Source organism: Endozoicomonas euniceicola (assembly GCF_025562755.1).
GTDB classification, from domain to species: Bacteria; Pseudomonadota; Gammaproteobacteria; order Pseudomonadales; family Endozoicomonadaceae; genus Endozoicomonas_A; species Endozoicomonas_A euniceicola.
In genome coordinates this window covers 5,497,981-5,511,511 of record NZ_CP103300.1, presented here as the reverse complement: position 1 = coordinate 5,511,511, position 13,531 = coordinate 5,497,981, and the positions used below count along the sequence as shown (strand labels likewise).

The 13,531-nt window shown below is 48.8% G+C and carries 7 protein-coding genes and 7 tRNA genes; 12 read left to right on the top strand and 2 right to left on the bottom strand.

Features of this window, described 5'->3' with window-relative positions; genetic code table 11:
- Positions 1 to 140: 140 nt before the first annotated feature.
- Positions 141 to 3,620, bottom strand: coding sequence for a PAS domain-containing hybrid sensor histidine kinase/response regulator (locus tag NX720_RS22400; RefSeq protein WP_262597641.1), 3,480 nt, complete (start codon positions 3,618 to 3,620; stop codon positions 141 to 143).
- 592 nt (positions 3,621 to 4,212) lie between these two features.
- Between NX720_RS22400 and acs the strand changes: the two genes are divergently transcribed.
- The 12 genes from acs to NX720_RS22340 all read left to right on the top strand — a co-directional run bounded on the left by acs (position 4,213) and on the right by NX720_RS22340 (position 11,487).
- Entirely contained in the window at positions 4,213 to 6,174 is a 1,962-nt protein-coding gene (acs, locus tag NX720_RS22395) for an acetate--CoA ligase (protein WP_262597639.1), read from the top strand.
- A 210-nt stretch (positions 6,175 to 6,384) separates the two neighbouring features.
- Positions 6,385 to 6,461 (top strand) — tRNA-Met (locus NX720_RS22390).
- 78 nt (positions 6,462 to 6,539) lie between these two features.
- Positions 6,540 to 6,616: transfer RNA gene (locus tag NX720_RS22385), tRNA-Met, on the top strand.
- A gap of 78 nt (positions 6,617 to 6,694) precedes the next feature.
- Positions 6,695 to 6,771, top strand: a tRNA-Met gene (locus NX720_RS22380).
- Positions 6,772 to 6,850: 79 nt separating this feature from the next.
- Positions 6,851 to 6,927 (top strand) — tRNA-Met (locus NX720_RS22375).
- 78 nt (positions 6,928 to 7,005) lie between these two features.
- Positions 7,006 to 7,082 (top strand) — tRNA-Met (locus NX720_RS22370).
- 91 nt (positions 7,083 to 7,173) lie between these two features.
- A tRNA-Met gene (locus tag NX720_RS22365) sits at positions 7,174 to 7,250 on the top strand.
- Positions 7,251 to 7,313: 63 nt separating this feature from the next.
- Positions 7,314 to 7,390 (top strand) — tRNA-Met (locus NX720_RS22360).
- Positions 7,391 to 7,436: 46 nt separating this feature from the next.
- Complete coding sequence (locus NX720_RS22355) at positions 7,437 to 8,327, top strand: patatin-like phospholipase family protein (RefSeq protein ID WP_262597637.1); 891 nt, start codon at positions 7,437 to 7,439, stop codon at positions 8,325 to 8,327.
- A 150-nt stretch (positions 8,328 to 8,477) separates the two neighbouring features.
- A complete protein-coding gene (locus NX720_RS22350; RefSeq protein ID WP_262597635.1) occupies positions 8,478 to 9,059 on the top strand; it encodes a DJ-1 family glyoxalase III in 582 nt (193 codons plus the stop codon).
- Positions 9,060 to 9,201: 142 nt separating this feature from the next.
- Positions 9,202 to 10,926, top strand: a complete 1,725-nt coding sequence (locus tag NX720_RS22345; RefSeq protein WP_262597633.1) for a hypothetical protein — start codon at positions 9,202 to 9,204, stop codon at positions 10,924 to 10,926.
- Positions 10,927 to 11,085: 159 nt separating this feature from the next.
- The gene (locus NX720_RS22340; RefSeq protein ID WP_262597631.1) at positions 11,086 to 11,487 is read left to right on the top strand and encodes a hypothetical protein; all 402 of its coding nucleotides are present in this window, start codon (positions 11,086 to 11,088) and stop codon (positions 11,485 to 11,487) included.
- 135 nt (positions 11,488 to 11,622) lie between these two features.
- Here NX720_RS22340 and NX720_RS22335 read toward each other — a convergent pair whose 3' ends face one another.
- Positions 11,623 to 13,323, bottom strand: coding sequence for an AMP-binding protein (locus NX720_RS22335; protein ID WP_262597629.1), 1,701 nt, complete (start codon positions 13,321 to 13,323; stop codon positions 11,623 to 11,625).
- Positions 13,324 to 13,531: the final 208 nt, after the last annotated feature.

Sequence of the window (13,531 nt, the reverse complement as noted above, 5' to 3'; positions counted from 1 at the left end):
ACAACAGTTTTTTTTAGCAAAAGTTCTTAGGTAGGCATCGTAATTTTTGATAAACAATAAACTCACAGGAATTATTACTGAACTTTGGAAAGTTTCCACTACTCCAGGGAGATACATTTAATTGCACTGCAATGAAACAATCAGGTTCTGGAAGACTGAACGACAGATGTCAACAATGCCCTGAGGGCTGCTGGTTTAACCGGCTTAGCAAGAAAACGGATCCCCTGTTCCAGGCATTGTTCACGCAGGTTTTGACGGGTATTCGCTGTGATCAGTACCGCCGGAATATTATGCCCGCCAATTTCCCGAAGCTTCTGAATCAATTCTATGCCGTTACAATGCTCCTCCAGCTGGTAATCCATCAGCAACACATCAGAAACCTGTCGTTCAATGATGTGGACGGCCTGATCACGTCCATCAGCACATTCAACCTTACAACCCCACCGCTGCAACAGACTGGACATTCCCATAAGAATATCTTTTTCATTATCAACACAGAGAACCTTCAGGTGGCTCAGGGAACTGGCGGGCATGGCGACCCGATGCTGCTGCACAACTCTGCGCTCGACTGTATTCAGATACACCGAAAACACCGTTCCTTTACCGGGCAAAGAACGTAACTGCAACGGGTGCCCCAGCACATCGGCTATACCTTTAGCGATGGAAAGGCCAAGCCCCAGCCCTTTACCATCCTGACGCAACCGCTCGAACTCACTGAAAATCAACTCCTGCTTATCTTCAGGGATGCCTGAACCGTTATCCCGAACTTCTATTCGCAGCTGCTGGTTGCTGGCACGCCGCACAACCAGCATGACCCTGCCGGAACTGCCATCATAGCTACCATCAGAGCCACTGTAACGAAAGGCATTGGTGAGAAAATTCTGCAACAATCTGCGCAAAAGGTTTGGATCGCTGCGTACCCAGGCGACCGTTGACACCAGCCTGAAGTCCAGCCCTTCCTGCTGAGCCAGTAAATCAAACTCAGACTTCAATGGCTCCAGAACCTCTGACAGACAGAACTCTCGAATACTGGCCCGCAACTTCCCGGCCTCCAGCCTCGACATATCCAGAATATCTTTTATCAGCCGCTCAGCCGATTCCAGAGAGCTGTTCAAATGACTGGCCAGAGCATGGGCATCCTCCGGCAGCCGTGAAGATTCCAGTGACGCGGCAAACAGACGTGCCGCATTCATTGGTTGCATCAGGTCATGACTGACCGCCGCAAAAAAGCGTGTCCGGGAGCGGTTTGCCGCTTCGGCCTGAGACTTGGCCAACTCCAGCGCCCGGTTCAGTTCAGACAACTCCTGCGTACGTTCACGAACCCGCTGCTCAAGACTTTCATTCATATCTTTAAGGGCTTGCTCAACCTGCCTGAATTCTGTGATATCCGTGAAACTCATAACAAAGCCACCACCCGGCATTGGGTTGCCACGAATTTCAATCACTCTGCCATTGGGATGCCTGCGTTCGGATTTATGAGCACAGCCTTTCTGCATAAAGCCGACACGCTTCAGCACGTGTTCTTCTGCCGAGCCGGGACCACAAAGCCCACGCCGGGCATTGTGGTCAATAATCTCCTCAACCGGGCGACCCACAGTAATTAAGGTTTCCGGGTACTCAAACAATTCCACATAACGGCGGTTCCATGCCACCAGTTGCAGATTTTTATCGACAACACTGACTCCCTGTTCCAGATTTTCGATAGCACCCTGTAACAGCTCACGGTTAAATTGCAGCACTTCCGAAGCTTCATCAACAATCGCCTCAACATCCTCAAGCCGCATCTGACCTCCGGCTAACGACGCTTTCATCACTACCTTGGCAGAGGTGGCCCCCATAACGCCGGCCAGCAGACGTTCCGAGGCCAGCAGTGCCTCCCTGTCCACCAGAGTGGTTCCGGACACACCGTCGAGCGTTTCTCCCATCAGCGCTTCAACCTTACCGGCATCCACGAAACGCACCAGAAGTGCCTGTAACTCATCTTTGGTGATTCTGACATGACGATAAGATTCCGAATCACCCTCTGACACATTCATAAACTGATGCGCCTGACGCAGCTCCACACCGGAAGGTCGGAGGCAGAAACAACCGGCAATGTACAGCAAACTATTAACGACAAAAGCGATCAATGTGCCACTGAAAGGACGGGATGTCGCCTCAAAACCAAACAGCGACTGCGGCTTTAACCCGGGCACGCCAAACAAACCATCCTGCATGATTGAAGCAGGCAGCCAGCCACCCTGGACAAACAATGGTACGACCAGTGTAAAGAGCCATACCGAAGCACCGGCCAGCAGCCCCAGATACACAGCCTTATGATTACTGTCACGAATATACAAACCACCCAGAACCGCAGGCAACAGCTGGATAACCGCTCCCAGTGACAGCTGACCCAGTCCCGCCAGCCCTGGTATGCCAGTGCTGGATTCCATTAGCCGGTAAAGCAAATACGTCAGCAGCAACAGCGCGATGATCACTGTGCGGCGAACATTCAGCAGCAAACCGCTGAAACGATAAAAATTGCGCTCTCCATTGCGGGAACTGCGCAAAATAACAGGCATTAATATTTCATTGGAAACCATGGTGGACAATGCAAGAGTGGCGACAATCACCATGCTGATGGCTGCCGATACGCCCCCCATATAAACCAGAACCGCCATAGCTTCTGAACCAAGCGCCTGAGGCAGAAGAATCACGTAGCTGTCGGCGGGTACCGAATTCCCAAATACCTGCTTTCCGGCGTAAGTGAGCGGTAATACCAGGGCACTGACCAATACCAGATAGAGCGGAAACAGCCAGCGGGACCGATGAAAATCTTTAATATTTGAATTCTCTACCACAATGGCGTGGAACTCTCTGGGCAGGCAGACCACGGAAGCCATCATGATAAAAGTAGGAAAAATCAGAACATCAAACCAGTTGCCAGCCGGTTGTACCCAGTTGCGGGTATCCGGCAGTGAAAATGTCGCTTCTCCTGCCCCGAATACCGTCCAGCAAACCCAGCCTCCCACAACCAGAAAAGCCACCAGTTTCAGGACAGACTCGAACGCAATTGCCGTCATAACACCCTGCTGGTGCTCGGTGGTATCTATCCGCCGGGTTCCAAAGATAATAACAAACACGGCCAGCAATACCGTGACCACCAACACCAGATCCTGAAGGTTAACACCGCCTTCTCCTCGAAAAGATAACAGATCAAACCCCATGACAATGGCTTTCAGCTGCAAGGCAATATAAGGCAGAGACCCCAGCACCAGAATAAAAGTTACCAGTGCAGCAAGCCCCCGGGACTTGCCGTGACGGGAAGCAATAAAATCAGCAATAGAGGTAATATTGGCTTTTTTACTGACCAGAATAAGCTTGTTCAACACTTTCCAGAACAGTGTGAACATCAGCAGAGGTCCCAGAAAGACCGGCACAAACGACCATGGATCAGTACTGGCCTGCCCTACCGTGCCAAAAAAAGACCACGAAGAACAATAAACTGCCAGTGACAAGCCATATATGTAAGATCGCAATTGTGTTTTTTTTCTGAGGTCAATGCGATCTCCGTACCAGGCAACTCCAAATAAGCCTGCCACATACAACATAGCAATCAGTGCCAGTAACCAACCCGTCATAATCAGTAATTTTTCAGTTCTGTTTTTTTATAGGCAGTTATACACCGGTCTTCGACTAAAGTCTCATGGTGATATGGCCTTTGACTGCTAATTTTCTGTCTCGTAACCGAATTACGCAGCGTGAACCCGGTTCACAAACTAACGTCCTGTGTAATTTTGGTTATTAGCAAGTAGGTGCTATTGGCGGCAGGTTTTACCCACCGCCTTTTTTACTCTTTGAGGGTAGTAGCAATCAGAAATATACAGGGCTTTTAGTTTCTGGCTATCGGCTATCGGCTATTGGCTATTGGCTATTGGCTATTGGCTATTGGCTTTTGGCTTTTGGCTATTGGCTATTGGCTTTTGGCTTTTGGCTTTTGGCTTTTGGCTATTGGCTGTTCGTGCAACCAACAGCTAAAAGCCAACAGCTAAAAGCTAAAAGCTAAAAGCTAAAAGCTAAAAGCTAAAAGCTAAAAGCTAAAAGCTAAAAGTCAACTGAAGCATTGAATAAGACGAAGGTCTAATGTTCTGAGGCGACGCTGTGCGTAAGATTAGTCACTGACATCCCGAGCGCTGTAAAAATAACAACAAAAATAACATCAGGATACACTGTATGAGTACCGGCACGTCCCACGGCACTGTTTACCCTGTCTCTCCAGAACTCAAGGTTCGCTCACTGGTTGACAACGAGCGCTACCTGGCGATGTATCAGCAGTCGATTATAAACCCTGAAGGTTTCTGGCGTGAACACGGCCAACGGATCGACTGGTTCAACCCATTTACTAAGGTAAAAAAAGTCTCATTTGACGATCATTTTGTTGACATCAACTGGTTTTACGACGGCACCACCAATGCCTCCTACAACTGCCTGGATCGCCACCTGGAAACCAGAGGTGATCAGGTAGCCATTATCTGGGAGCCTGATGAAGAAGGCGAGGCACGCAAAGTTACCTACAAAGAGCTGCACGAACAGGTTTGCCGTTTTGCTAACGCCCTGAAAAGTCAGGGCGTTCGCCAGGGTGACGTGGTAGCCATCTATATGCCCATGATCGTTGAAGCCATTGTCGCCATGCAGGCCTGTAGCCGAATCGGTGCTGTTCACTCAGTAGTGTTTGGAGGTTTTTCACCAGAAGCTCTGGCTGGACGAATTATCGACTCCAGTGCCAAAGTGGTGATTACTGCCGATGAAGGTGTCCGCGGCGGCAAAAAAATCCCTCTCAAAGAAAACGTTGATGAAGCCCTGACTCACCCCAGTATCAAGTCCGTCGAAAAAGTCATTGTTTATCGCCATACACAAGCCGACATCGCCTGGCATGACCACCGGGATGTTTCCTGGACCGATATGACCGCCATCGCGTCTCCTTACTGCCAGCCCAGGGAAATGAATGCTGAAGACCCTCTGTTTATTCTTTATACCTCCGGCTCCACGGGTAAACCTAAAGGCGTTCTGCATACAACCGGCGGCTATCTCGTTTATGCTTCCATGACCCACGAGTACGTCTTTGACTATAAACAGGGGGAGGTTTTCTGGTGTAACGCTGATGTCGGCTGGGTAACGGGGCATTCTTACGTGACTTACGGTCCCCTGCTTAATGGCGCCACCCTCGTTATGCACGAAGGGTTACCCAACTACCCCGAGGTAAACCGGATCAGCAAAATCATCGATAAGCATAATGTTAACATCCTCTACATTGCCCCAACCGCCATCCGGGCATTGATGGCGGAAGGCGACAAAGCGGTTGCAGGTACAAGCCGCCAGAGCCTGAGACTATTAGGTACAGTGGGTGAGCCCATTAACCCTGAAGCCTGGCACTGGTATTACAAGACAGTAGGTGAAGAGCGCTGCGCCATTGTTGATACCTGGTGGCAAACCGAAACCGGTGCTGCCATGCTGACACCCCTGCCCGGCGCAACAGACCTGAAGCCCGGCTCCGCGACCCGCCCTTTCTTCGGAGTACAGCCAGCCCTGGTGGATAACGCTGGCCTGTTAATTGAAGGGGAAGGCGAAGGCAACCTGGTTATCCTCGATAGCTGGCCCGGCCAGGCAAGAACGGTTTTCGGCGACCATGACCGCTTTATCCAAACCTATTTCACTCATTTCAAAGGCATGTATACCACGGGTGATGGAGCGCGCAGGGACAAAGATGGCTATTACTGGATAACAGGGCGGGTTGACGATGTACTGAACGTTTCAGGTCATCGCATGGGGACGGCAGAAATTGAGTCCGCCATGGTCGCCCATAAAAGCGTTGCAGAGGCGGCTGTGGTTGGCTTCCCTCATAACATCAAGGGCGAAGGTATCTATGTCTATGTTACTTTGAACTCTGGCACCGAATATTCAGACGAGCTGAAATCTAATTTACGACAGTGGGTTCGTAAAGAGATTGGTCCTATCGCCACACCCGATATTATCCAGTGGGCACCCGGCCTGCCCAAAACCCGTTCAGGAAAGATCATGCGCCGGATTCTGCGCAAAATTGCCTCTGGCGATTACGACAACCTGGGAGACACATCCACCCTGGCCGACCCAACGGTTGTCGACCACCTGATCCGCGACCGAGCGCTGGCCAGTTAAACAAACTCGTTGCCCGGTGGAGAATTGTACCGGGCAACGCCTATGACTGATTACTTACCATCCCCTCGTCGTATAACATCCTGATTTAGCCACCTTTGTGTGCCAGTCTGCTAACGACCTGATCACAACAAAAATCCTATATTTTTCAATAAAAAAGAAACTTGTTATTGACTTTAAGCATGATCGTCCATAAGATTCGCACCTCGTTGATGCGGGGTGGAGCAGCCTGGTAGCTCGTCGGGCTCATAACCCGAAGGTCGTCAGTTCGAATCTGGCCCCCGCTACCAATTTTATACAGCGGCGTTTTGCTGTTGTAACAATGACGATCACGTCTACCAGTTTAGTGATCAGTCTACATGAATGGATGCGGGGTGGAGCAGCCTGGTAGCTCGTCGGGCTCATAACCCGAAGGTCGTCAGTTCGAATCTGGCCCCCGCTACCAACTTTATATAGCAGCGTTTTGCTGTTGTAACAATGACGATCACGCCTACCAGTTTAGTGATCAGTCTACATGAATGGATGCGGGGTGGAGCAGCCTGGTAGCTCGTCGGGCTCATAACCCGAAGGTCGTCAGTTCGAATCTGGCCCCCGCTACCAATTTTATACAGCGGCGTTTTTACTGTTGTAACAATGACGATCACGTCTACCAGTTTACTGATCAGTCTACATGAATGGATGCGGGGTGGAGCAGCCTGGTAGCTCGTCGGGCTCATAACCCGAAGGTCGTCAGTTCGAATCTGGCCCCCGCTACCAACTTTATATAGCAGCGTTTTGCTGTTGTAACAATGACGATCACGCCTACCAGTTTAGTGATCAGTCTACATGAATGGATGCGGGGTGGAGCAGCCTGGTAGCTCGTCGGGCTCATAACCCGAAGGTCGTCAGTTCGAATCTGGCCCCCGCTACCAACTTTATATAGCAGCGTTTTGCTGTTGTAACAATGACGATCACGCCTACCAGTTTAGTGATCAGTCTACAGACTCTCTTTTAGAGAATGGATGCGGGGTGGAGCAGCCTGGTAGCTCGTCGGGCTCATAACCCGAAGGTCGTCAGTTCGAATCTGGCCCCCGCTACCAATTCATTGATATTTCAGACATCAATGTCAGATCTGATTTTCAATTGAAATCTTCAAATTTAGATGCGGGGTGGAGCAGTCTGGTAGCTCGTCGGGCTCATAACCCGAAGGTCGTCGGTTCGAATCCGGCCCCCGCTACCACCATTTGATCAAATCGGCTTGTCCGGTTTTTTTGTTTTTCAGGTCAATGCAATCCTCCGATCTCCCCAATCAGCCTAAAACCGCTCTTATCATTGAAGGCGGCGGTATGCGTGGCGTATTCGCAGCCGGTGTGCTTGATGCCTTTATCGACAAAAGACACAAGCCTTTTTCTGGCTACTACGGCGTTTCAGCAGGCGCCCTCAATCTGATTTCATTTCTTTCCGGTCAGCGCGGACGAAACCTCGACATTTATACCGGCACCTGCCTGGAACCCAATTTTATCAGCCTTGCCCGTCATATTCGTGGTGGCAACCTGTTCGATCTGGACTGGTTTTTTGAAAGAATCAGCAAGCAGTTTACCATTGACAGCCGTCGCTTCTATCAGACGCTTGAAGGCAGCCCCATGACCGTGGTAACAACCTGTACTCGCACCGGCTATCCGGTTTACCACGAAATAGCACCGGATACCGACAAGGACGATCTTTTCAAGATCCTGAAAGCGTCCAGTGCGCTGCCTATGATTTATCGCTCTCCAATTCATATTGACGAGCGAACATTGATGGATGGCAGCCTTTCCGACCCTTTGCCGGTTATCAAAGCCATTGAAGACGGCTTCAACGATCTGGTCATTATCCGAACCCGGGAAAGCAACTATCGGAAAACAATATCTTCCGGCAATCGTCTTCTGGCCTGGCAGTTTCGCAAACAACCCGCACTGTCCAGCCTGATTCGCCAGCAATACGCTATCTATAACGAAACGCTCGACCAGCTGGATGACTTTCGGGAGCAAGGCATTTCTATCACTGAAATTTGTCCGGAAACACCGCTTAATTCGACCCGCAGTACACGCAACCGCAATCGACTGGTGGCGGATTATCATCGAGGTTATGCCATCGGGTATAACCTGTCAGGTCAGGACAACTCTTTAACCGAGTGACAGGTCGCCAGCCTGTCCTCACTCTCTTTGCCCCCTCACGCCGCTATCAAAAAAATAACCCTCTGGCGTTCTTGCAATTCCCGACTAGGCTTTGTACTGCCAGCTTTCCCGGCAGTCATTTACGGTCTATTCCGTTACGAGAGGTTACTCATGTCCAGACCCATTCTCGTCCCCATTGCACAAGGCTGCGAAGAAATTGAAGCCGTAACGATCATAGACACCCTCCGTCGGGCTGGAGCCAATGTAACGGTTGCAGCCTGTACCAGTGATGGCAGTCTGGATATCGAAGCCTCGAGAGGAGTAAAGCTGACCGCAGACATACACATCAATCACTGCAACGACAAAACTTTCCATATGATAACGCTTCCAGGCGGCATGCCCGGCGCAGCGAACCTGAGAGACTGCGAGCCCCTGATTCAGTTATTGCACGAACAGCAGCAGGCTTCCCGCTGGTACACTGCTATCTGTGCTGCACCCGCGGTTGTACTGGCGCACCACTCATTGCTGGATAATGTCAAAGCCACCTGCTATCCCAGCTTTCTTGACCAGCTTGAAGGTGCGCTCCCCCGCCCAACCGATCCAGTTGTTATTGACCAGAAAAACAAGGTCATTACAGCCCAGGGACCCGGCAATGCTATGGACTTCAGTTTTGCTCTTATTGATGCTCTGTATGGCAAAGACACTCACCGGCCTATTGCGAAACAAATGATCGCTTACTGGGCGATAAATTAGAGGACAATTCAATAGAGGTAGGGTTATGTTGCTAAAACAGCAGTTTGTCACAGTACTACAAACTCACTTTTTATGGAGAAAATTATTACCGTATTGTTTTTTCCTGATTATTTTCAATGGCCTGCTCCTGGGCTCAGGCTCTTTGAACGCATCGATTGATGTGGAAATACCGCTGTATCAGCTTCATCATCAGGTGATGGGGCAATCCTCTTATGCGTGGCTGAGTCACTATCAGGGCCTGTTGCAGCTTCTGCTTCTTGGATTAGTCACCATAAGTATTGACAAACTCTCTCTGAATAGCGATGAAGCACTGTATGAAAATGTTGATATCGCCCCTGAAGTTGATAGTACCAGCAAGCTTAGCGTTGTCGCCTGTCAGTCTGAACCCTCGTCAGACCGAAGTTCAGACAGACTCTACGCTCAGCGATGGGTAGTAAAAAGTGCTGCTGGCGGTAAGGAAGCGGGAACCCAGACTGACCCGGAGCCAATAGCCGAAGGAAAAAGCACTCAATACGAAGTTTCTCAAGGTCGAAGTACCCAAAACTCCTTAGGATGGGCAGCAGGCGCTACTGGAGGCAGTGATGGTAATGAACCTCCGGAAGACGGTTTTGGTAAAGAGAAATTTTCAGGTGATCCGATATTTTTTTCTTCACAAGAAGATGACGACGATGAAAAAAAATTATTGATAGCGTTGGAAGACTCCGTAATGTACGGAGGCTCAGGCGATAAAACTGTATCAGAAATGTCTTCATTAACAGACTCGTCATTAACAACAATCTCATCAACAGGAATAAATGAGCTTTATACAGACATTCAGCACAGGCTAAATGAGCTTCAATTACTTCGATCGCAACGAATAAAAGAACTGTCGGCAACAAGGGAGGATTTCAACCGTGAGATAAAAAAGCTTGACCGTGAATTAAGACGTGAAATGGCGATTGTGAACAGGAGGCTGCAAGAAACCATCGACTATGGGGAGAGAATAAAAACCCTTGAAACACAAACCAGCACTATCAATCAGGAAACTGCTCAAATTGCACAGACAGCGGTCAACGCAGAAAGTAATTCTGCAATGAACAGGCAGTTAATCAACATTAATCTCAGAAGCATTAATGATTTTAAAACCAGGCTTGAAGGCACTGAACAGAGGAATAACGTCTTTGAAGATCGCCTGCAGGCCCAGACGAACAGGCCTCAAACCACCGGGGGCGTTACCGAGCAGCAATTTAATGAATTACAAGATCAGGTTACTGCGCTGCAAATACAGGTAACCGAAGACCAGGAGATGGTTAGAAACCATGCTTTACCAAGGGCAGACGATAGTGAGATTGCCCAATTACGAGCAAGAGTGACTGTTCTTGAGGATGAACAAAAACGGTTGCAAGCTGAAGCGAATATCTATTTTTATTCACGGCAAGTCAGTGGTACTTTTATTTTCCCTATTTCGAACTTTCAGACACGACGACAGGAGGCAATAAGTGAAAAAAGAAAAGCTATATACACCGACCCATTCTGGACTCCACAGGGCTATAAACTGTGTGTACGTATTTTCTTAAATGGAGATGGTTACGGAAAAGGGCAGTTTATATCCATGTTCGTTGTCTTGATGAAAGGGATGCATGATAGCGAGCTGAGCTGGCCATTCCAGCTAAGAATAAACCTGGCAGTCTTTAATCAAGAAGGCGGGGAGCATATCATAAGTTCCTTTATTCCTGATAAAGACAATGGTGCATTTGGGCGGCCAGTGCGGAACATGAACATAGGCTCAGGTCATCCCAAGCTTTTCCCATTAAGGCTTTTAGATACTCTGGGTTATGTCAAAGATGACACAATGTACTTTGGCGTTTTCATCGGACAGAGGGAATAACAAAGCAATATTCAGTAACTTTACGCCAGCCCCATGCAGGTGAGAATGATAACGTTGCTCTATGTTACTTCCCCTACTTATGCTTATATTGAAAATAAGGGTTTAGAAAAAGCCAGTACGGACGCTAGCACAATAATAACCCAGGGAGGTATACCATCAATGGAAAGCGTTATCTTAATCGCAATCAGTGCTTTTGCTCTTTATTATCTCAGCCTGAAGCAGGATCATATGGCTGACACCATGCTTGCCGAAGCGTTTGACCGGTTCGAACGACGATACAACAACGTGACCTACTCCTGTCACGAATCAACAGTCGTCAAAAAAAGACTGTTCAGCTTTCCTGATGTACCTTGCATTCCTTCTATTAATTTCAATGTTCGTGCCCTGTGCCTGACAGAAAGTGGGGACTGGTTCTGGTTTGACGCCAGCATTCGTTTGATGAAAATTCATTCAACCAGCATCACTCCCGCTACCAGCCAGGAAGCCAGCGAAGCCCTGAAGGATGACCCGGAATGCTTCAGCCGTTATTTTTCTGACAAAAAACCAGCCAACCATGCATAGCTATACAAATGACAGCGCAACAACAGATTGATAACAACCAACAGCGAAAAGCGATATATTCTAAGCTTCATCTCCCCTTCGCAATTTACGCCACCAACAGTAATGTTGAGTGGCGTTTTTTCAGGAGGCCACCTTTTAGGCTTTTAGCTCCTCGCTGCGCAGCTCTTTCCTCAATATTTTCCCGACCGGCGTCATGGGAAGTTCCTCACGAAACTCAACCTGCTTCGGCACTTTATAGGCAGCAAGGTGTTGGCGACAATATTCAACCACTTCGTCTTTATCCAGCTCTTTATCCTTGGAAATAACAAACAACTTTACCGCTTCTCCGGTTTTTTCGTCGGGTACCCCTATGGCTGCACAGTTATCAACCTTGTCGAAACTACTGACAACATCTTCAACTTCGTTAGGGTATACGTTAAACCCGGACACCAGAATCATATCTTTAATGCGGTCAACAATGCGTACAAAACCATCTTCCTGAATAACAGCCACGTCTCCTGTTTTCAGCCAGCCATCCTCATCAAGTACCTCCCTGGTGGCAGCTTCATTTTTCCAATAGCCTTTCATCACCTGCGGCCCCTTGACGCACAACTCTCCGACTTCATTGACGGGCAGCTCATTACCATTGTCGTCCAGTATTTTCAGGGCAGTATCAGGAACGGGTAAACCGGCCGTTCCCAGTTGGGATAACTCGCCAATAGGATTAATGCATACTGCCGGGGTACATTCAGTGAGCCCGTAGGCCTCTGAAACACGACAACCGGTCACCTTATGCCAGCGCAGCCCCGTGTCTTCCTGAAGTGCTGTACCACCGGACAGCGTAAACTTCAGCCCCGAAAAATCACACTCACTAAAGTCAGGATGATTCATCAAGCTGACAAACAGCGTGTTAAGACCAACAAACCCTGTAAACCGCCAGGGTCTGATAAATTTAATAAAGGTCGCAGTATCTCTGGGGTTAGCAATAAGAATATTTCGATTGCCAAGGTACGGCATACACAACAGGTGCACAGTAAAAGCATAAATATGATAAAGCGGCAGAGGGGCAACAATAATCTCTTTGCCTACTTCCAGCCCCTGCTGTTCAGACGCCATTTTCTGTGACAACACCTCCTTGGCCTGCAGCATATTGGCAATAAGGTTTCGATGGGTAAGCACGGCCCCTTTTGCCACCCCGGTTGTACCACCGGTATATTGCAACACCGCCGGATCACTCAGGTCAGCCGCTTCAGGTGGCTGATAAGGCAAATCGCTACCTTTCTTTAACGCTCCACGAAAAGTGATAGTAGGCTTCAATCCGTGAGGCGGAACCATTTTTTTCACGTATTTGGCAGCAAAGTTAATCAGCTGTCTTTTTGGCGCAGGCAACATGTCCGCCAGTTGAGTGACAACCAATACCTCAATGCTGGTTTCTGAAACCACTTCTTCAACCAGGTGGGCAAAGTTTTCCAGATACACCAATGCTTTTACATCAGAGTCTTTGAACTGATGCAGCATCTCCCTGGCGGTATAAAGAGGATTGGTATTCACTACCACCAGCCCCGCCCTGAATGCCCCATAAACCGCAATACAATACTGCAGCAGGTTAGGCATCTGAATAGCAATCCGGTCCCCGGGCTTCAGGGCAGGACAGCTTTGCAGGTAAGCTGCAAAATGCTGACTGTATTGATCAACATCAGCAAAGCTCAGAGTATGCCCTATGCCGGTAAACGCCGGGCGACTTGTATTTTTAGCAAGCATACTGTTTATCAGCGCCAGCACATTTGGATAACTGTCAGGGTCGACGGAGTTATTAACCCCTTTAGGTCGCTTGTCATTCCAGAAACTGGTTTCCATTGATTACTGCCCCCATTGTACTGTTCTTATCGTTATGAATGGTTAAAATCCCAGTGCCGCAGGCTACTGTGCAGCAGGAAACTACCGCGGTAATATTAAAAGTAACCGACAAAATATTCCAGAAAACATCAACACTAATTCACAAAATATCACTCTCACAGCTCTTTGACTTCAGGGTGGTAAAGCCCTGCGTATTCACTTAATCTAA

Bases quoted from the DNA above. Each gene is read 5' to 3' on its own strand.
- NX720_RS22400 (WP_262597641.1), bottom strand. From the start codon at position 3,620: ATGACGGGTTGGTTACTGGCACTGATTGCTATGTTGTATGTGGCAGGC.
- acs (WP_262597639.1), top strand. From the start codon at position 4,213: ATGAGTACCGGCACGTCCCACGGCACTGTTTACCCTGTCTCTCCAGAA.
- NX720_RS22355 (WP_262597637.1), top strand. From the start codon at position 7,437: ATGCAATCCTCCGATCTCCCCAATCAGCCTAAAACCGCTCTTATCATT.
- NX720_RS22350 (WP_262597635.1), top strand. From the start codon at position 8,478: ATGTCCAGACCCATTCTCGTCCCCATTGCACAAGGCTGCGAAGAAATT.
- NX720_RS22340 (WP_262597631.1), top strand. From the start codon at position 11,086: ATGGAAAGCGTTATCTTAATCGCAATCAGTGCTTTTGCTCTTTATTAT.
- NX720_RS22335 (WP_262597629.1), bottom strand. From the start codon at position 13,323: ATGGAAACCAGTTTCTGGAATGACAAGCGACCTAAAGGGGTTAATAAC.